Genomic DNA, 19,305 nt, shown 5'->3' on the forward strand with positions numbered 1-19,305 from the left:
AATATCAACCACCGGAAAGCGAGCCCAGCCGGTGGCGATTCGCCACCTACAATGCGTCGAAATCGATAGCTTGTGTTCTATCAAGCGCTTGCGGCGCTTCGGGCATCGGATATTTCAGTCCGGTCGCACAATTAAAAAGTACGACGCGGTCGTCTTCGTCGACCAGACCGGTGTTCAGCGCATGGGTGTAGGCCGCGAGCGTCGCGCCGCCCTCTGGGCACAGCAGCAGCCCGTCCTGCTTCGCGGCAGCCTCGACCGCCTTGAGGATCGCGGGATCGCCGACCGCCATCGCCTGCCCGCCGCTCTCGCGGACCGCGCGCAGGATCAGGAAGTCGCCGACCGCCTTGGGGACGCGAATGCCCGCCGCGACGGTGCTCGCATCCTCCCAGCGCTCGGCATGCTCCTCACCCGCCTCGAACGCGCGGACGATCGGCGCGCAGCCGCTCGCCTGCACCGCAAACATCTTGGGTCGTTCGGAGCCGATCCAGCCAAGCTGTTCGAGCTCGTCGAACGCCTTCCACATGCCAATCAGGCCGGTGCCGCCACCGGTCGGGTAGAAGATCGCATCGGGCAGCTTCCAGCCGAACTGCGCGGCCAGTTCTAGCCCCATCGTCTTCTTGCCCTCGATCCGATAGGGCTCCTTCAGCGTCGAGAAATCAAACCAGCGCCCCTCGGCGGCGCCCTTGCCGACGATCGCACCGCAATCGTCGATCAGCCCGTTGACGCGCCAAACGCGCGCGCCCTGCATCGCAATCTCGCGGACGTTGATCTCGGGCGTGTCGTCGGGACAGAGCACGATCGTCTCGATCCCGCAACGCGTGGCGTAGGCGGCCAGCGCCGCGCCCGCATTGCCGTTGGTCGGCATCGCGATCCTGGTGACGCCAAGCTCCTTCGCCATCGCCACCGCCATGACGAGCCCGCGCGCCTTGAAGCTGCCGGTCGGCAGCCGCCCTTCGTCCTTCACGAGGACGTTGGGGCCACCGGACTTCGGGATCGGCACCAGCGGCGTCTCGATCTCGCCAAGGCTGACGATATTGGACGTCTGCCGCACGGGCAGCAGCTCGCGCCACCGCCATAGATCGGTGGGACGCGCCTCGATCGTGTCCCGCGAGATTGTCGCCCGCACCGCGTCGAGGTCGTAGCGGACGAGCAATGGCCTGCCCGCACGCGAAAGGCCATGAAGCTGGTCCGCCTCATAGCGTTCGCCGGTGATCGAACATTCGAGATGCGTGACGAACGTCTCGCGATCGGTGGTCAGATTCTCGTTCATGGCGTCATCCCGGCGAGGCAGAAAGTTGAGCGCCGCCTCCTGCCGTTCCCCCGCGAAGGCGGGGGCCCAGGGTCACAGGCGACAGCGTTTGAAACCCTGGCCTCCCGCCTTCGCGGGAGAACACCAGACCGACAGGCTCACCCCGCCTTGGCGACGCCCACCATCGCAGGCCGCAGCAGGCGATCCTTGATCATGTAGCCCGCCTGCATTTCCTGGACGATCGTCCCGGCCGGCTGGTCGCTCGGGATCTCCAGCATCGCCTGATGCTTGTTCGGGTCGAGCATCTGGCCCTCGGCCGCGATCTTCGTGATGCCGTGGCGCTGGAACACGCTCTCCAGCTCGCGACCGGTGGCCTCGAGCCCGGTGACGAGGCCCTTCATCTTGTCGTCCGCACGCAGGTCCGCCGGGATCGCCGACAGGCCGCGGGCGAGGTTGTCGGCAACCGACAGCACGTCGCGCGCGAACGCGGTGGCGGCATAGGCGCGCGCGTCCTGCGCTTCCTTCTCGGCGCGGCGGCGGACATTCTGCACCTCGGCCTGCGCATAGAGGACATTCTGCTTGGCCTCGGCGAGCTGGTTCTCCAGCTCGGCGACGCGATCGTTCGAGGCCACTTCGGGTGCGGCTTCGGCGGTCTCCTCGCGCAGGTCGGCAGGCGTGTTCTGATCGATATCGGACATTGTTTTCCCTATAAGTTGGGCCGGCTCAACCCATCAACCGGGCGAGCGTTGCAGCCGTGAAATCCACCATGGGCACGACGCGCGCATAGTTCAACCGCGTGGGGCCGATCACGCCCACCACGCCGACCACTCGCCCGTCCAATCCGCGGAACGGTCGCGCGATCACCGACGAGCCGGACAGGGCGAATAATTTGGTCTCCGCGCCGATGAAGATCCGCGTCGAATCGCCCGCCCGCGCGCTGTCGAGCAGCGATGCGACCTCCTGTTTTCCCTCAAGATCGTCGAGCAGGTCGCGGACCCGGTCGAGATCGGCGGCGGCGGCGGCATCGATCAACCGCCCCTGCCCGCGGACGATCAGCACCGGGCGGCGATCCGCATCCTCGCTCCACACCGCGATCCCGCCCTCGACCAGCATCCGCGCCGCACCGTCGAGCGCCGCCTGCCCGTCCGCCAGCTCGCGCTCGATCCGCAGCCGCGCCTCGGCCAGCGTCAACCCGCCGAGCTTCGCCGACATGTAATTGCCCGCCTCGACCAAGGTCGATGGCGACATCCCCTTGGGCAGCGCGATCACGCGGTTCTCGACCGAGCCATCCTCGCTGACCAGCACCGCGAGCGCCTGATCGGGCGACAGCGCGACGAACGCGATCTGGCGCAGCGTCATCTCGCGCTTCGGCACCATCACCAACCCCGCGCACGCCGACAGCCCCGACAATGCAAGCGTGGTGGCGGCGAGCGCCTCCTCGACCGGACCACCGACGCCGGCGCGCGCCTCGATCGTCTGGCGCTCCTCGAACGACGGCTCCATCGCCTGCATCATCCCGTCGACGAACAGCCGCAGGCCGCGATCGGTCGGCATCCGCCCCGCGCTCGTATGCGGACTGGCGAGCAGCCCCAGCCCTTCGAGCTCCCCCATCACCCCGCGAATCGAGGCGGGCGACAGGCTGAGCCCGGTCAACTGCGCGATCGTCTTCGACCCCACCGGCGTGCCGCTGGCGAGATAGCTGTCGACGACCGCACGAAAAATATCGCGCGCGCGGTCGGTCAGTTCGGTGACGGGGGGCGTGGCCATGCGGCTGATCTAGGCTGGCGAGCCGGAATGCGAAAGGCTAGGCAGCGCTTATTGCCCACCACCCGTTCGTCCTGAGTAGGGACTGAGCGAAGTCGAAGCCCCGTAACGAAGGATGTGCCCCAAGCGGGCCGATCCTTCGATACGCCGCTTCGACGAGCTCAGCAGCTACTCAGGACGAACGGAAGAAGTTTAGGATTACATCATGCGCCCATCCGGCCGTGCCCCAGACCAGATGCGCAGCATCACGATCGAACCCCGCTTCACCAAGCACGCCGAAGGCTCCGTCCTGATCGGCTTCGGCGACACGAAGGTGCTCGTCACCGCCAGCATCGAGGAAAAGGTCCCGCCGTTCCTGCGCGGCAAGGGCGAAGGCTGGGTGACCGCCGAATACGGCATGCTCCCGCGCTCGACCAACACGCGCAACAACCGCGAGGCAGCCAAGGGCAAGCAGTCGGGCCGCACGCAGGAGATTCAGCGCCTGATCGGCCGTTCGCTCCGCGCCGTCACCGACCTGAAGCTGCTCGGCGAGCGCCAGATCGTTCTGGACTGCGACGTGCTTCAGGCCGACGGCGGCACGCGCACTGCCTCGATCTCGGGCGCCTGGGTCGCGCTGCGGCTCGCGATCGACGGACTGCTGGACAGCGGCAAGCTGACCGCCGACCCGCTGACGCAGAAGGTCGCCGCGATCAGCTGCGGCATCTATCAGGGCAACCCCGTGCTCGACCTCGACTATATCGAGGATTCGGGTGCGGATGCGGATGCGAATTTCGTCCTGCTCGAAAACGGCAACATCGCTGAGGCGCAGGCAACGGCCGAGGGCGCGACCTATGACGAGGAGGCGCTGCTCCGCCTGTTGCGGCTCGCCCGCATCGGCTGCGCGGACATCTTCGCGGCACAGGCCAAGGCGGTCGCCAAGTGAGCGGCGAAGGCAGCGCCCCCCAGGCGATCCGCAAGCTCCAGCCCGGCAAGCTCGTCATCGCAAGCCACAACAAGGGCAAGGTGCGCGAGATCGCCGACCTGCTCGCAGGGCGCGGGTTCGACGTCGTGTCGGCGGCGGATCTCGATCTGCCCGAGCCGGTCGAGACCGGGACGACCTTCTTCGCCAATGCCGAGCTGAAGGCACGCTCCGCCGCCGATCTGTCGGGCTATCCCGCGCTCGCCGACGACAGCGGGCTGTGCGTCGATGCGCTGGGTGGCGATCCGGGCGTGTACACCGCCGACTGGGCGGAGACGCCGACCGGTCGCGACTGGTCGATGGCGATGCAGAAGGTCGAGGACGCGCTCGCCGCCAAGGGTCCCGACGCGACCCGCGGCGCGCATTTCGTCAGCGTGCTCGCGCTCGCCTGGCCCGACGGGCATGTCGAATGGTTCGAAGGCCGCGCCGAGGGCACGCTGGTCTGGCCGCCGCGCGGCAAGGTCGGCTTCGGCTATGACCCGATGTTCGTGCCGCTGGGCCATGACCAGACCTATGCGGAGCTGCCGCACGAGACGAAGAACGCGATCAGCCACAGGAACGTCGCGTTCGAACTGCTGAAGGCCGCCGTGTTCTGAAACGCCGCCGGACCGTCACCCCCGGTGACGGTCCGGCGATCTCGGGTGCCTAGTAGCTACGCTCGCCCACCACATTGCCCGGCGGCGAATAGCGGCACACCAGATAATCGTCGCGTTCGTTGCTCGCCATCGCGCATCCGACCGCGGTCGAATTGCGCCAGACGATCTGCGTGTAGTGCGCGACATCCTCATATTTGCCGGTCCGGCTGAACGCGGGCGTCACGCCGTTGACGAAATCCTTCCGTTCGGCGACCCAGTGGCCGATCATCTCGGGATAGGCATAGGCATAGCGCGTGCCGGTCCACAGATTCTCGCCCTCGCGGCCCGGCCCCTGAACCTGATGCGCATGCGCAAATTTGCGCGTATTGGCCATTTCCTCGGCATAGGCGCGCGCGGTGGTCGCGAGCGTATCGCTCCACACCAGCGGCGGGACACCCACGGCCGCCCGCGCGGTATTGTGCCCGTCCATCATCGCCGCCTTGAGTAGCGCAGGCCCGCGCGGTGCCGGCGCCTGCGTCTCGCGCCGCTCCACGACGCGTTCTGGCCCCTGCGCGCAAGCGCCGGCGAACAACGCCGCCGCAACTGCCAGACCCAACCGAACCGTCATTGCGCTTCCTTCTGTCGCTCCGTGCGACCATATGCGCGAGATAATGCCCCCGATCGAAACGCCAAGCCCCGCCCCGCCGCCTTCGGGGGACCTCGCGCTCTACGTCCATTGGCCGTTCTGCGTGTCGAAATGCCCCTATTGCGACTTCAACAGCCATGTCCGCGAGGGCGTCGATCAGGCGGCATGGCGCGCGGCGCTGCTCACCGACCTCGCGCACGAAGCGTCGGTGCTGCCGGGACGCAAGCTCCAGTCGATCTTCTTCGGCGGCGGCACGCCCTCGCTGATGCCACCCGCAACGGTCGCCGCGATCCTCGACGCCGCCGAACGCGCCTGGGGATTTGCCGAGGGGATCGAGATCACGCTCGAGGCCAACCCCTCCTCGGTCGAGGCCGCGCGCTTTGCCGACCTCGCGAGCGCAGGCGTCAACCGCGTGTCGCTGGGATTGCAGTCGCTCGACGATCAGGCGCTGAAATTCCTCGGCCGCGCGCATGACGTGAACGAGGGGCAGGCCGCGCTGGCAACCGCGCAGAGCGTCTTTCCGCGCGTGAGTTTCGACCTGATCTATGCGCTCCCCGGCCAGCGTCTTACCGACTGGCGCGCCGAACTCGCGCGCGCGCTGAGCTTCGGGACCGAGCATCTGTCGCTCTATCAGCTGACGATCGAGCCCGGCACGCGGTTCGCGACGGAGGCGCTGGCAGGCCGCATCGTCATTCCCGACGGCGACAGCGCGGCGGACCTGTTCGAGGCGACACGCGCCGACACCAAAGCCGCCGGGCTCCCCGCCTATGAAACCTCGAACCACGCGCGGCCGGGGTCGGAGAGCCGCCACAATCTCGCCTATTGGCGCTACCAGGATTATGCCGGGATCGGCCCAGGGGCGCATGGTCGCCGCGACGGCCTGGCGACAGTGCGCCGCAAGAAGCCCGAAAACTGGCTCGCGGCGATCGAGCGCAACGGCCACGGGATGGAGGTCGAGGAGCCCCTCACCCCCTCGACGCGCGCGACCGAGGCGCTGCTGATGGGGCTGCGCCTGGCCGAGGGAGTCGATCTCGACCGGATCACGCAGCTCAACGCCGGCGTGGTGCCGGTGGATCTCGCCGCCGTCGCACGGCTCGAGGATCTCGGCCTCGTCGCCCGCTCACCGGGCCGGCTGCGCGTCACCGAAGCGGGGGCGCTGCTGCTCGACGCGATCCTGCCCGAGATCGTGACGGCGTAACCCTGCCGGCCTCCCCGCGCAGGCGGGAAGGCCGGTAAGGCGCTGGCTTATTTCCCGAAGCCGGTCGGCGCCGGCGACACCACGCTCGTCGTGCCGCCGCGGATTTCCTTCACCTCCAGCGCGCGCTCGGCGACATTGTCGCGGCCGAAGCGAAACGCACCGTCGATGCCCGAAAAGCCGTCGCCATCGCGCAGCCGCGACACGGGGAACGCCGTCCCCGGCTTCCAGTCTCGCGCGATCCGCACCGTCAGCAGCACCGAATCATAGCCGAGGCTCGACAGGCGGTACGGTCCGCTGCCGAAGCGTGCGCGGTATTTGGCGGCATATTGCCGGTACAACGTATCCGACACGCTCGCATACCAGGCGCCGTTCAACGCCGGCTTGGCGGCGACGCTCGATTCGGAATTCCACAGCTCGGTGCCGAGGATCCGGGTCGATGCGCCCGCGCCGCGCTTCACCAGCGCCGCCGCCGACGCCGCGGTCGAACCGCTGTCGGCGATCAGCACGGCATCATAGGGTGCCTTTGCGGCGAGCCGCGTGACCGCGCCCGACACGCCACCGGCCGTCCGGCCATAGGTCTGGAGCGACACGACCTGGCCGCCCGCCCCCTCGACCGCGCGGAGGAATGCAGTCGAGGCGCGCTCGCCATACAGTCCGTTCGGGACCAGCCCGGCAAAGTTCGACACGCCGCGCTCGCGCGCGAAATCGACGACGCGCGAAATCGACTGGGTCGGCACATAGCCCATCAGATAGGCGCCGTTGCCGGCCACCCCGAGATCGTTCGAGAAGCTCAGCACCGGCACGCCCGCCGCGCGCGCGATCGGCGCGACCGTGCGCACGTCCTCGGACAACAGCGGCCCCAGGATCAGCTGCGCACCCTCTGCGATCGCGCGCTGGGCCGCAGCCGCGGCACCCGTCGCGGTATCGTAATTGGTGATCCGCACGCGCTGGTTCTGCGTGTCGAGCAGCGCCATCATCGTCGCATTGGCGATCGACGTGCCGACCCCCGCATTGCTTCCCGACAGCGGCACGAGCAGCGCGACGCGGTTGCGCTCGGCATCGCGCGGGATGCCGGTCTCGACCCCGATCGTGGGCGTGTCGGCAGGACGGGTGGTCGGGCGCTGCTGCGACGGCTCGACGGGACCGCGCGGGACGATCGTCTGGCACGCGCCCAGCAGGCAGGCCATCGTGAGTGCCGCCGAGCGCCCAAACGCGCGCATCCGGTGCCGGGCCGATTGCCCTATCGTCGCTGCGTCTGCCATGACAATCCCCATGAACCCTGAAACTCCACTGAACCCCGGCCTTTACATCGTCGCGACGCCGATCGGCAATCTCGGTGATCTGTCGCCGCGTGCCGCCGATATCCTCGCGCGTGCCGACGTCGTCGCGGTCGAGGACAGCCGCGTCACCGCCGGTCTGCTCCGCCATGTCGGGACCAAGACGCCGATGGTCCCCTATCATGATCACAGCGCCGAGGGCGTCCGCCCCGCGCTGATCGCGCGGATGGCGACCGAGGCGGTGGCGCTGGTGTCCGACGCGGGCACGCCGCTGATTTCCGATCCCGGATTCAAGCTGGTGCGCGACGCGCGCGCGGCGGGGCATCTCGTGGTGACGATCCCCGGCCCCTGCGCCGCGGTCGCCGCGCTCACGCTGGCGGGCCTGCCGACCGATCGCTTCCTGTTCGTCGGCTTCCTGCCGTCCAAGGCGCATGCCCGGTCGGAGGCGATCGCCGAGATCGCGACGATCCGCGCGACGCTGGTGCTCTACGAATCGGGTCCGCGTCTCGGTGCCAGCCTTGCCGCGCTCGCCGAAGGACTCGGCGACCGTGAGGCGGCGGTCACACGTGAGATCACCAAGCGGTTCGAGGAGGCGGTGACCGGCACGCTGACGAACCTCGCCACTCGCTACGCCGACGCCCCGCCGCGTGGCGAGATCGTCATCGTCATCGCCCCCCCCGGCGACGCCCCCCCGGCCAGCGCGGCGGATGCCGACACGGCGCTGGCCGATGCCCTCACCCGCCTCTCCACCGGCCAGGCCGCGAGCGAGGTTGCGAAGGTACTCGGGCTCGACCGCAAGACGCTCTACGCCCGCGCGCTCGAATTGAAGGCGAAGGGGTGACCCTCCCCGCCCCGCGCCCCTCCCGCAGGCGGACGGCGAGCACCGCCGATCGACAGGTCGCGGAAGCTGCGGGGCGGCGCGGGGAGCGGCTGGCCGGCTGGTGGCTGCGACTAAAGGGCTGGAGCATCCTCGACCGCCGCGTGCGGACGCCTGCGGGCGAGGTCGACATCGTCGCGCGCAAGGGGACGCTGGTCGCGTTCGTCGAGGTGAAGACGCGCGCGACCGCCGCCGAACTCGACTTCGCGATCGACGAGCGGCGGCTCGCGCGGGTCGCCGCGGCGGCAGAGTTTTTGATGCCGCGCTATGCCGGGCCCGGCGACGACATCCGCGTCGACGTCATCCTGCTCGCGCCCGGCACGCGCCCCCGCCATATCGAGAATGCATGGATCGGCTGAGCGGGTCGGGTGACTTGCGGCCCGCGCGCACCTACATGCGCTCGACCGCATAGAAGGAAGACGCATGAGCCTCACCGTCGCCGTCCAGATGGACCCGCTCGACAGCATCAATATCGCGGGCGATTCGACCTTCGCGCTGATGCTCTCCGCACAAAAGCGCGGGCACCGGCTGTTCCATTATGCCGCGGAGGATCTCAACTACCGCGACGGCCGGGTCTGGGCGAAGGCGCACCCCGTCACCGTGCAGCGCGTGACCGGCGATCATTTCAGCGTCGGCGAGCCGGTAAACCTCGATCTCGGCGACGAGGCCGACGTCGTGCTCATGCGGCAGGACCCGCCCTTCGATCTCGGCTACATCACCGCGACGCATCTGCTCGAGCGGATCGCCGGCAAGACGCTGGTCGTCAACGACCCGGCACAGGTCCGCAACGCACCCGAAAAGGTGTTCGTGCTCGACTATCCGCAGTTCATGCCGCCGACGCTCGTCACGCGCAGCCTCGACGAGGCGCGCGCCTTCCTGGCCGAGCACGGCGCGATCGTGATCAAGCCGCTGCACGGCAATGGCGGCAAGGCGATCTTCAAGGTCGAATCGGACGGTGCCAACCTGTCCGCGCTGATCGAGGTGTTCAACATGACGTGGCGCGAGCCGCACATGGTCCAGGCGTTCCTTCCCGACGTGGCCAAGGGCGACAAGCGCATCGTGCTGGTCGACGGCGAAGTCGCCGGCGCGATCAACCGCCTGCCGGGCGAGGGCGAGATCCGCTCCAACCTCGCGGTCGGCGGCTCGGCGGAAAAGACCGAGCTGACCCCGACCGAGCGCGAGATCTGCGCGGTCCTCGGGCCTGAACTCAGGAAGCGCGGGCTGCTGTTCGTCGGCATCGACGTGATCGGCGGCAAGTGGCTGACCGAGATCAACGTGACCTCGCCCACCGGCATCGTCGCGATCGAACGATTCGACGGCACTGACGTCTCCGCGATGATCTGGGACGCGATCGAGGCGAAGGTCGCGGCGCGGTAGGAAAACCACCATCCCGGTTCAGGCCGGGATGGTGCGACCGCGCTGTCGAGGGAACACATGCGGCCTCCCGGAAGTATCGGTTAGCCATGACCGAATTTATCATCAACCTGATCGCCTGGGGCGGCTATTTCGGCATCTTTTTGCTGATGGCGCTCGAGAATATCGTCCCGCCCGTGCCGTCCGAGGTGATCATGGGGCTCGGCGGCATTGCCGTCGCGCGCGGCCATATGGCGGTCGTGCCGCTGATCGTCGCGGGTACGATCGGGTCGGTCGCGGGCAATTACTTCTGGTATTATATCGGCCGGAACATCGGCTACGAGCGCTTCCGTCCGTTCGTCGAGCGGCATGGCCGCTGGCTGACGATCGAATGGTCGGATATCGAGAAGGTCCACCGGTTCTTCGTGAAGCGCGGCGGCTGGGTGATATTCGTCTTCCGCTTCATGCCGACCTTCCGGACGATCATCTCGCTCCCGGCCGGCATGACGTACATGCCGTTGTGGAAGTTCGTGATCTGGACCGCTGCGGGCAGCGCGATCTGGAACACCGTGCTCGCCTATGCAGGCATCCTGCTCGGCTCGCGCTTCCAGCAGCTCGACCGCTATATCGGCCCGGTGTCGGTCGCGACGTTCGTCATCATCGCACTCGCCTATGGCTGGCGCGTGCTGACATGGAAGCCGAAAGGCTGACCCTGCGCTACGCCCGCGGATGCGCGTTGCGGTACACGTCCATCAGATGCGCCGCATCGACCTGCGTATAGATCTGCGTCGAGCTGAGGCTCGCATGGCCGAGCAGCTCCTGCAACGCGCGCAGGTCCGCCCCGCGTCCCAGCAGATGCGTCGCAAAACTGTGGCGCAGCGCGTGCGGGGTCGTCCGCTCGCCAAGCCCGAGCCGCTCGCGGGCCCCGCGGACCGCGCGGCGCACGATCGCGGGGGCGAGCGGGCCACCCTTCGCGCCCCGGAACAGCGGCTCCCCCGGCACCAGCGCCCAAGGGCACGACGCGACATAGGCCTCGATCGCGGTCCGGACCTGCGGCAACAGCGGCACGATCCGCGTCTTGGCGCGCTTGCCGGTTACCGACAGCGCCTCGCCGAGCGGCAGGATCGCCGGCGTCAGCAGGAGCGCCTCGCCAATTCGCAGCCCCGCGCCGTACAGCAGCATCAGCACCGCCCAGTCGCGCGCGCCGATCCACGGCTCGGCAGCGTCGTCGGCGACCTCCCCGGCCAGCGCCACCGCCTCGGCTGGCGAGATCGGCCGCGGCACGCCGCGCTGGACCCGCGGCCCCTTCAGCCGCGGCGGTTCGGCATCCGCATTCGCCCAGGCGAGGAAACCGCGCACCGCGGACAGCTCGCGCGCCGCCGACGCATTCCCCAGCCCCTGCCCGCGTCGATAGGCCAGATAGGCGCGCAGATCCGCCGTGCTCGTCCGGCCCAGCGCCGCGCGGTCGACCGCCCCCGCCCAATGCCCGACGAGGAACGCCGTCAACCGCTCGGCGACCGCGCGATAGGCGCGCACCGTGTGCACCGACCGCATCCGGTCCCGCGCCAGATGCGTCGCCCAGAGCATCGACGGGGGAAGCGTGTCGGGTGAGGTCATTCCGGCATGCTAGAGCGTTTGAACGACAAAGAAAATTAACTAACGCAGGCCTATTCGAAGACATGTCGCTCCCCGAGTCCGCCCCTCGCGAAATGCCCGGATCACCATCGCGTTTTGCCTCGGCCGATGAGGAACGCCGGGTGGCGACGCTCAACGCGCTCGCGCTTCTCGATACCGAACCGGAGCGCGAATTCGACGCGCTCGTCGCGCTGGCAGCCGAAATGCTCGACTGCCCCAGCGCGATGATGACGCTGATCGATCGCGACCGGTTGTGGATCAAGGCGGCCAATGACGGCGAACGCGGCGAGATCGCGCGCGACGTGACCATGTGCAACGTCACCATTCAGGGCTCGGCGCCGCTGGTCATGGAGGATTTGTCGGGTGATTCGCGATTCGCTGCCAACCCCCTGGTTGCCGCATCCGACGGGGTGCGATTCTATGCCGGTGCCCCGATCCATGCGATCGACGACGACGGACGACGTCATCCGATCGGCGCGCTGTGCGTGCTCGACACCCATCCGCGCAGCCTGAACGCGGCAGGGCGGAAAGCACTCGTGCATCTCGCCACGCTTGCCGAGGCGGCGATCGCCGCGCGGACCGCAGCGCTCCAGGCGCTCGCGATCGCGGTGACCGCGGATCGCCAGTCGTCCGTTCTCGCTCGCCAGGACCGCATCTTCCGCCAAGCCGAGCGGATGGCGGCGATCGGATCGTGGCGGGTGCTGTGGCCCGACGGTCCGCTCGAATGGTCCGACGGCGTCTTCCGGATCCACGAGCTGCCGCTGGGCGCGCAACCCGACCCGTCGAAGGCGATCGATCACTATCCCCCCCATGCCCGCGAACAGATCGCGCAGGCGCTCACCGACGTCATCCGCACCGGCGTCCCGATCGATCTCGAACTCGACTTCACCACTGCGCTGGGCAATTCACGACGCGTGCGCGTGCAGGGCGAGCTGGAACATGAGGCCCAGCGCAACGTGGACGGTCCCGTCGCGATCGTCGGCATCTTCCAGGACGTGACAGAGCGTCACGCGCTCGAACTCACGCTGCGACGCACGGCCGAAACCGATGCGCTCACCGGCCTCGCCAACCGGGCCGCGTTTGACCGGGCGCTCGACGCGGCAATCACGCGCGCGCGTACAGCGGCATCGCCGTTGCTGCTCGCGCTGGTCGATCTCGACGGGTTCAAGGCGATCAACGACACGCTCGGCCACAACGCGGGCGACGACGTGCTGCGCGGCGTTGGCCAGATCCTGCAGGCGCCATGGCTTCGCGGCAGCCTCGCCGCGCGGCTTGGCGGTGACGAATTCGCAGTGATCGTCGACGACCCCGCGCTGGTCAGTGCGCCCGAAGAGATTGTCAGTCGGCTGCAGGAGGCGTTGCAGGTGCCGGTCTCGGTCGACGGCCTGGCAATGATCAGCGCGGGCACCGTCGGCATCGCCGCGCTCGAACCCGATTGCCAGACGGTCCGCGATTTCGTCCACCGCGTCGACATCGTCCTCTACCGCGCCAAACGCGAACGGATCGGCGAACGGCGCCGCGCCGCCTGATCGGGTTCACCGCGATGCGCGCCGCGACGACGACCACACGCCGCTAAAAGGTTTCCGTCGAGTCGATCTGCCCCCATATGCGTCGGCCATGTCGTCGCGCGCCCGTGTCCTGATCCTCAACGCCGCCCTCGGGCCGCTCGACTACCGCGTGCCCGCGGGCATGGACGTCGCGCCCGGCTCGATCGTCGTCGCGCCGCTCGGCCCGCGCCAGCTGCTCGGCGTGGTATGGGAGGCGGAGCGGATGCCGTCCGATGCGGAGGTCGGCGACAACCGCCTGCGCAATCTGCTCGCGGGTGCGGACGTACCGCCGCTCGGTGCGGCGCTTCGCCGGCTGATCGAATGGACCGCCGATTATTATCTGGCGCCCCCCGCCTCGGTGCTGCGGATGTCGCTCGCCTCGACTTCCGCGCTCGAGGGCGCGCGCACCGCGACCGAATATCGCGCGACCGGCACGATCCCCCCGCGCCTGACGCCGCAACGCGAACAGGCGCTCGAACGGATCGGCGATCGCCAGGGCCTGATCCGTGAACTGGCGCAGCTCGCCGAGGTGAGCGACGCGGTCATTCGCGGCCTCGTCAAGGTCGGCGGGATCGAGGCGGTCGAGGTGGATATCGACAGCCCTTACCCTGTCCCCGACCCGCTGCATCACGTCCCCGTGCTGTCGCCCGATCAGCGCGCAGCGGCGGACTCGCTCGTCAAAGGCGTCGCCGACCACATCTTCACGCCGACATTGCTCGACGGCGTGACCGGTTCGGGCAAGACAGAGGTCTATTTCGAGGCGGTCGCGCAGGCGATCCGCGACGGCCGCCAGACTCTGGTGCTGCTGCCCGAGATCGCATTGACCGAGCCCTTCCTCAAGCGCTTCCACGACCGCTTCGGCTGCGAGCCGATCGCGTGGCATTCGGGGCTGCGGTCCACCCAACGACGCCGCGCCTGGCGTGCGATCGCGAGCGGCGAGGCGCTGGTGACGGTCGGTGCACGCTCCGCGCTGTTCCTGCCCTATCGCGATCTCGGCCTGATCGTCGTCGACGAGGCGCACGAGACCAGCTTCAAGCAGGAGGAAGGCGTGCATTATCATGCGCGCGACGTCGCGGTGATGCGCGGCAAGTTTGAGGGATGCCCGGTCATCCTCGCCTCCGCTACGCCCGCGATCGAGACCCGCCAGCAGGTCGCGACCGGCCGCTATGCCGAGCTGAAGCTGCCCGGCCGGTTCGGCGTGGCGGAAATGCCAACGATCGAGCCGATCGACCTGATCAGGGAGCCGCCCGAGCGCGGTCGCTGGCTCGCCCCGCGGCTGGTCCAGGCGATGCAGGCGACCCTGGAGAAGCGCGAACAGGCGCTGCTGTTCCTCAACCGCCGCGGCTATGCGCCGTTGACGCTGTGCCGCACCTGCGGGCACCGGTTCCAGTGTCCGAACTGCACCGCGTGGATGGTCGAGCACCGGCTGACGCGGCGTCTTGCCTGCCATCATTGCGGCCATGCCGAGCCGACGCCGCGCGTCTGTCCCGAATGCCAGGGCGAGGATACGCTCGTCGCCTGCGGTCCCGGTGTCGAGCGGATCGCGGACGAGGTCGCCGCGCTGTTTCCCGAGGCGAAGACCGCGGTCGTCACCTCCGACACCATCTGGTCGCCCGCCAAGGCAGCCGAATTCGTCGACCGGATGGAGGCGGGCGATATCGACATCGTCGTCGGCACGCAGCTGGTGACCAAGGGCTATCACTTCCCCAATCTGACGCTGGTCGGCGTGGTCGATGCGGATCTGGGGCTCGACGGCGGCGACCTGCGCGCGGCCGAACGCACTTTCCAGCAGATTCGCCAGGTGTCGGGGCGTGCCGGTCGTGGCGAGAAGCCCGGCCATGTCTTCATCCAGACGCACAGCCCCGCCGCGCAGGTGATGCAGGCGCTGATCACCGGCGACGCCGACGCGTTTTATGCGGCGGAAACCGAGGCGCGCAAGGATGCGGGCGCGCCGCCCTTTGGCCGTTATGCCGCGATCGTCGTGTCTTCGGAGGATCAGCGTTGTGCGCACGACACCGCCAATCTCGTCGGGCGAAGCGCGCCGCAGGTCGAGGGGATGCATGTCTACGGCCCCGCGCCCGCACCGCTCGCAATGCTGCGCGGCCGGCACCGCTACCGCCTGCTCGTCCACGCGAAGCGCGCGCTCGACGTACAGGACGTCATCCGTGCATGGCTCGGCACGCTCGACTGGCCGTCCAAGGTACGCGTCACCGTCGACGTCGATCCCTATAATTTTCTCTGATCCGGCAGCAACCGACGCTTAACCGCTAGCACGCTATCCAGGCTGGATGTCGGCGCAGCGTGTCACCCCGGTCCAATGGCTGCGCGCGCTCGCTGCGACGATCGTCGTTGCCGCGCATGCAGCGAACCTGGTCGATGCGGGTCCGGTCCGGATCACCGGCGCGTTCATCCCGTCGGTGCCCAATCTCGCCGTGGTCGGCATCAGCGGCGTCGATCTCTTCTTCGTCATCAGCGGCTTCGTCATGGCACAGTCGCTCGCGACCACACCACGCGATCCCTGGGGCTTTCTCGTCCAGCGCTGGCGCCGCATCGTCCCGCTCTTCGCGCTCGCCAGCATCGCCTATATCCTCGTCGCGACCGAGCCGCAGCCGGTCGAGGCGATGCTGATGTCGATCACCGTCCTCCCGCTGCTTGATGGCGCTAGTTATCATCAGCCTTCGCTCTATGTCGGCTGGACGCTGGGGTTCGAATTCGCCTTCTACGCGCTCGTCGCGCTCGCGATGACCGCCCGCCACCACAGGACCCGGTGGCTGCTGGTCGCGACGTTCACCGTTGCGCTGATCGGCTGCATCGTCCAGCCCGGCTGGGCGCCGGTGCGGTTGCTCTTCAACCCGATGCAGCTGGAATTCGCGTTTGGCCTGCTCGTCTGGATCGCCTGGCGACGCGGGATCGCCACACCGGTCGCGGCCATCGCCATGGTCTCGGGGATCGCGCTGCTCGCCATCGGCATCGCCTTCGGGCTAGGTCCTGCGGTCTCGGGCGATGTCCAGGCGGCGGTCGCCGGCACCTCCGGTCTCGCACGCAGCTGGACCTGGGGGCTGCCCTGGGCGCTCGTCCTGCTCGGGGTGATCGACACGCCGGGTGGCGGCCGGTTCGACCGGATCGTCGCGCGGATCGGCGACGCCTCCTATTCGACCTACCTCGTCCACCCCTGCCTGATCGCGCTGCTGTGGCGCATCGGCGGGGTGTTGCCGGACTGTCCGGCGAGTGTCTTCGTCGCGCTCTTCGTGATGCTGTCGACGGTCGCGGGGCTCATCGTCCACCGCTGGATCGAACGGCCGCTGCTGCGGATCCTTGCCCGGCAGCGCAAGGCCCCAGCGGCGGCGCCGGTCGCTACCGACGCGGCGCTCGCCTGAGGCGGTTTACTCGCCCGCCTGCTCGGCGAGGATGGTCAGGCCCTTGGCGTTGACCTCGGCGAAACCACCGCGGATCGCGATCGTCTCAGGCGTGCCGTTCTGCGTCCGATGCACCTGCACGCTCCCGTCGCGGACGGTCGACATGAACGGCGCATGGCCTTCCAGCACGCCGAAATCGCCTTCGGTGCCGGGGACGACGACCATATAGACCTCCTCCGACCGGACGAGCTTTTCTGGCGTGACGAGTTCGAAATGCAGCATGTCTATCTTCTCACTCCCCTCCCGCATGCGGGAGGGGCCGGGGGTGGGCTCGCGCTATCGGCCTCGCGCGACGTGGAGAGCGGGTGCCCACCCCCCAGCCCCCTCCCGCTTGCGGGAGGGGGAGTCAGGTTGGCTTACGCCTCCGCAGCCATCTTCTCGGCCTTGGCGACCGCTTCGTCGATGCCGCCGACCATGTAGAAGGCGCTCTCGGGCAGGTGATCATACTCACCCTCGACCACCGCCTTGAACGAACGGACAGTGTCCTCGAGCTGGACGAACTTGCCGCTGATGCCGGTGAAGACCTCGGCGACGTGGAACGGCTGGCTCAGGAACTTCTGGATCTTGCGCGCACGCTGCACGGTGAGCTTATCCTCCTCGGACAGCTCGTCCATGCCGAGAATCGCGATGATATCCTGCAGCGACTTGTACTTCTGCAGCGTCGACTGAACCGCACGGGCGGTGTCGTAATGCTCTTGGCCGACGACGCGTGGCTCGAGCAGACGCGAGGTCGAGTCGAGCGGATCGACTGCCGGGTAGATGCCCAGCTCCGAGATCGCACGGTTGAGGTTGGTCGTCGCATCGAGATGCGCGAACGACGTTGCCGGTGCCGGATCGGTAAGATCGTCCGCGGGAACGTACACGGCCTGCACCGAGGTGATCGACCCCTTGTTGGTCGAGGTGATGCGCTCCTGCAGCGCGCCCATGTCGGTCGACAGCGTCGGCTGATAGCCCACGGCCGACGGAATGCGGCCGAGCAGTGCCGAAACCTCTGCGCCCGCCTGCGTGAAGCGGAAGATGTTGTCGACGAAGAACAGCACGTCCTGGCCTTCGACGTCGCGGAAATATTCGGCGATCGTCAGACCCGACAGCGCGACGCGTGCGCGTGCGCCTGGCGGCTCGTTCATCTGGCCGAACACGAGTGCCACCTTCGAGCCTTCCGACTGCGGATTGCCGTCGGCATCCTTGGCGATGACGCCCGCGTCGAGGAACTCGTGGTACAGATCGTTACCCTCGCGGGTGCGCTCGCCGACGCCCGCGAACACCGAGGTGCCGCCGTGGCCCTTGGCGATGTTGTTGATCAGTTCCTGGATCAGCACTGTCTTGCCGACGCCGGCGCCGCCGAACAGGCCGATCTTGCCGCCCTTTGCATAGGGTGCGAGCAGATCGATGACCTTGATGCCGGTGACCAGGATCGCGCTCTCGGTCGACTGGTCGACGAACAGCGGTGCCGATGCGTGGATCGGGGCGGTCTGCTCTGCGCCGACGGGGCCACGCTCGTCGATCGGCTCGCCGATGACGTTGAGGATGCGGCCAAGCGTCTTCGGGCCGACGGGCACGCGGATCTGCGAGCCGGTGTCGGTGACGGTCTGGCCGCGGGTCAGACCCTCGGTCGCGTCCATCGCGATCGTGCGGACGGTGTTCTCGCCGAGATGCTGCGCGACTTCGAGGACGAGCCGGTTGCCGTTGTTATCGGTTTCGAGCGCCGACAGAATCGCGGGCAGGTTGTCGGGGAAATGCACGTCGACGACCGCGCCGATCACCTGCGAGATGCGACCCGTGTTGTTCGTTGCCGCCACTGGGGCGATGGTCTCTGGGGCGGTTGCCATTATCTGCTTCCTTGGGCTTACTTGAGCGCTTCGGCGCCCGAGATGATTTCGACCAGCTCGGTCGTGATCGCGGCTTGGCGTGTACGGTTATACTGGATCGAGAGGCGCGTGATCATGTCGCCCGCGTTGCGCGTGGCGTTGTCCATCGCGTTCATGCGGCTGCCCTGCTCCGACGCCGCGTTTTCGAGCAGCGCGCGGAAGATCTGGATCGCGACGTTGCGCGGCAGCAGGTCGGCGAGGATCGCTTCCTCGTCGGGCTCATACTCGACCACGGCTTCCGCCGGTGCGTTGGGTTTTGCCTCTGCGCCGGGGATGGTCGAGAGCGGCACGGGAACGATCTGGATGCCGGTCGGCACCTGGACCAGCGCCGAGACGAACTTGGCGTAGAACAGATGCGCGACGTCGAACTGACCCTCGCCGAAGCGCTTGATCAGGTCTTCGGAGATCGCCTGCGCGTCGCTGAACGCGAGCTTCTTGATCCCGCCCATCTCGTGATCGGCGAGAATGTCGTTCGGGAAGAAACGCTTGATCACGCGCCCCTTCTTGCCGGCGACATAGAACTTCACGGTCTTGCCGGCCGCGATCAACTCCTCGGCCTTGCGGCGTGCCGCGCGGACGATGTTGGTGTTGAACGCACCCGCCAGACCACGCTCCGACGTCGCGATGACGATCAGATGGACCTGGTCCCTGCCGGTCCCGGCCAGCAGCGGCGATGCGCCCGGCGCGATGCCGACGCGCCCGGCAAGGCTCGCCATCACCGCTTCGAGCCGCTCGGCATAGGGCCGGCCGGCGACCGCTGCGTCCTGCGCACGGCGCAGTTTCGCAGCGGCGACCATCTTCATCGCCTTGGTGATCTTCTGCGTCGACTTCACCGAGCCGATACGGATCTTGAGTGCCTTGAGGCTCGCCATCTACGTCCCTTTGTTCCCCCGCGACGGCGGAGGCCCAGCCTGCCCCCGCATCAGCGGGGGCATGTTCTAC

At 68.1% G+C, this 19,305-nt stretch carries 19 protein-coding genes; 10 read left to right on the forward strand and 9 right to left on the reverse strand.

Annotation, left to right across the window (positions count from 1 at the left end):
- Positions 1–46: 46 nt before the first annotated feature.
- The 3 genes from IFT87_RS02135 to hrcA all read right to left on the reverse strand — a co-directional run bounded on the left by IFT87_RS02135 (position 47) and on the right by hrcA (position 3,016).
- On the reverse strand, positions 47–1,270 hold the full coding sequence (locus IFT87_RS02135; RefSeq protein ID WP_037531898.1) for a threonine synthase: 1,224 nt from the start codon (positions 1,268–1,270) through the stop codon (positions 47–49).
- 137 nt (positions 1,271–1,407) lie between these two features.
- Entirely contained in the window at positions 1,408–1,947 is a 540-nt protein-coding gene (gene grpE / locus IFT87_RS02140; protein WP_031394645.1) for a nucleotide exchange factor GrpE, read from the reverse strand.
- A gap of 25 nt (positions 1,948–1,972) precedes the next feature.
- Entirely contained in the window at positions 1,973–3,016 is a 1,044-nt protein-coding gene (gene hrcA / locus IFT87_RS02145) for a heat-inducible transcriptional repressor HrcA (protein ID WP_192007316.1), read from the reverse strand.
- Positions 3,017–3,218: 202 nt separating this feature from the next.
- Between hrcA and rph the strand changes: the two genes are divergently transcribed.
- Both rph and rdgB read left to right on the forward strand, forming a co-directional pair.
- Positions 3,219–3,935 carry a ribonuclease PH gene (gene rph, locus IFT87_RS02150; protein WP_031441505.1) on the forward strand — a complete coding sequence of 239 codons (717 nt, stop codon included), beginning with the start codon at positions 3,219–3,221 and terminating at the stop codon, positions 3,933–3,935.
- Entirely contained in the window at positions 3,932–4,567 is a 636-nt protein-coding gene (gene rdgB / locus IFT87_RS02155) for an RdgB/HAM1 family non-canonical purine NTP pyrophosphatase (RefSeq protein WP_037531894.1), read from the forward strand. Before rph ends, rdgB begins: the two co-directional genes overlap by 4 nt.
- Before the next feature lie 49 nt (positions 4,568–4,616).
- Here the strand turns inward: rdgB and IFT87_RS02160 are convergent, their stop codons facing one another.
- Positions 4,617–5,174 (reverse strand): CAP domain-containing protein, encoded by a 558-nt coding sequence (locus IFT87_RS02160; protein WP_037531893.1) that lies wholly within the window; start codon positions 5,172–5,174, stop codon positions 4,617–4,619.
- 43 nt (positions 5,175–5,217) lie between these two features.
- Here IFT87_RS02160 and hemW point away from each other — a divergent pair, with 43 nt between their 5' ends.
- Positions 5,218–6,390 carry a radical SAM family heme chaperone HemW gene (gene hemW / locus IFT87_RS02165; protein WP_192007317.1) on the forward strand — a complete coding sequence of 391 codons (1,173 nt, stop codon included), beginning with the start codon at positions 5,218–5,220 and terminating at the stop codon, positions 6,388–6,390.
- A 47-nt stretch (positions 6,391–6,437) separates the two neighbouring features.
- Here the strand turns inward: hemW and IFT87_RS02170 are convergent, their stop codons facing one another.
- Positions 6,438–7,652, reverse strand: a complete 1,215-nt coding sequence (locus IFT87_RS02170; protein WP_037531892.1) for a penicillin-binding protein activator — start codon at positions 7,650–7,652, stop codon at positions 6,438–6,440.
- A gap of 10 nt (positions 7,653–7,662) precedes the next feature.
- Between IFT87_RS02170 and rsmI the strand changes: the two genes are divergently transcribed.
- From rsmI to IFT87_RS02190, 4 genes are all read left to right on the forward strand, one after another.
- Positions 7,663–8,508 carry a 16S rRNA (cytidine(1402)-2'-O)-methyltransferase gene (gene rsmI, locus IFT87_RS02175; protein WP_249403157.1) on the forward strand — a complete coding sequence of 282 codons (846 nt, stop codon included), beginning with the start codon at positions 7,663–7,665 and terminating at the stop codon, positions 8,506–8,508.
- The gene (locus IFT87_RS02180; RefSeq protein WP_052149316.1) at positions 8,505–8,903 is read left to right on the forward strand and encodes a YraN family protein; all 399 of its coding nucleotides are present in this window, start codon (positions 8,505–8,507) and stop codon (positions 8,901–8,903) included. Before rsmI ends, IFT87_RS02180 begins: the two co-directional genes overlap by 4 nt.
- A 64-nt stretch (positions 8,904–8,967) precedes the next feature.
- A complete protein-coding gene (gshB, locus tag IFT87_RS02185; protein ID WP_166747544.1) occupies positions 8,968–9,921 on the forward strand; it encodes a glutathione synthase in 954 nt (317 codons plus the stop codon).
- Positions 9,922–10,007: 86 nt separating this feature from the next.
- A complete protein-coding gene (locus IFT87_RS02190; RefSeq protein ID WP_037531890.1) occupies positions 10,008–10,607 on the forward strand; it encodes a DedA family protein in 600 nt (199 codons plus the stop codon).
- A gap of 7 nt (positions 10,608–10,614) precedes the next feature.
- On the opposite strand, the gene IFT87_RS02195 is transcribed toward IFT87_RS02190, so the two are convergent.
- Entirely contained in the window at positions 10,615–11,514 is a 900-nt protein-coding gene (locus tag IFT87_RS02195) for a tyrosine recombinase XerC (RefSeq protein WP_249403158.1), read from the reverse strand.
- Between the two features lie 140 nt (positions 11,515–11,654).
- Between IFT87_RS02195 and IFT87_RS02200 the strand changes: the two genes are divergently transcribed.
- The 3 genes from IFT87_RS02200 (at position 11,655) to IFT87_RS02210 (ending at position 16,456) form a co-directional block, all read left to right on the forward strand.
- On the forward strand, positions 11,655–13,061 hold the full coding sequence (locus tag IFT87_RS02200) for a sensor domain-containing diguanylate cyclase (RefSeq protein ID WP_342211118.1): 1,407 nt from the start codon (positions 11,655–11,657) through the stop codon (positions 13,059–13,061).
- Positions 13,062–13,149: 88 nt separating this feature from the next.
- A complete protein-coding gene (locus IFT87_RS02205) occupies positions 13,150–15,321 on the forward strand; it encodes a primosomal protein N' (protein WP_192007319.1) in 2,172 nt (723 codons plus the stop codon).
- A 46-nt stretch (positions 15,322–15,367) separates the two neighbouring features.
- On the forward strand, positions 15,368–16,456 hold the full coding sequence (locus IFT87_RS02210; protein WP_037530475.1) for an acyltransferase family protein: 1,089 nt from the start codon (positions 15,368–15,370) through the stop codon (positions 16,454–16,456).
- Between the two features lie 6 nt (positions 16,457–16,462).
- Here IFT87_RS02210 and IFT87_RS02215 read toward each other — a convergent pair whose 3' ends face one another.
- The 3 genes from IFT87_RS02215 to IFT87_RS02225 form a co-directional block, all read right to left on the reverse strand.
- Entirely contained in the window at positions 16,463–16,717 is a 255-nt protein-coding gene (locus IFT87_RS02215; protein ID WP_037530474.1) for an ATP synthase F1 subunit epsilon, read from the reverse strand.
- A gap of 134 nt (positions 16,718–16,851) precedes the next feature.
- Positions 16,852–18,324 carry a F0F1 ATP synthase subunit beta gene (gene atpD, locus IFT87_RS02220; RefSeq protein WP_037530472.1) on the reverse strand — a complete coding sequence of 491 codons (1,473 nt, stop codon included), beginning with the start codon at positions 18,322–18,324 and terminating at the stop codon, positions 16,852–16,854.
- A gap of 17 nt (positions 18,325–18,341) precedes the next feature.
- Positions 18,342–19,235 (reverse strand): F0F1 ATP synthase subunit gamma, encoded by an 894-nt coding sequence (locus tag IFT87_RS02225; protein WP_031441854.1) that lies wholly within the window; start codon positions 19,233–19,235, stop codon positions 18,342–18,344.
- Positions 19,236–19,305: the final 70 nt, after the last annotated feature.

Origin of the sequence: Sphingomonas sp. CFBP 8765 (genome assembly GCF_014841445.1) — a bacterium.
In the GTDB taxonomy this organism is placed as follows: domain Bacteria; phylum Pseudomonadota; class Alphaproteobacteria; order Sphingomonadales; family Sphingomonadaceae; genus Sphingomonas; species Sphingomonas aerolata.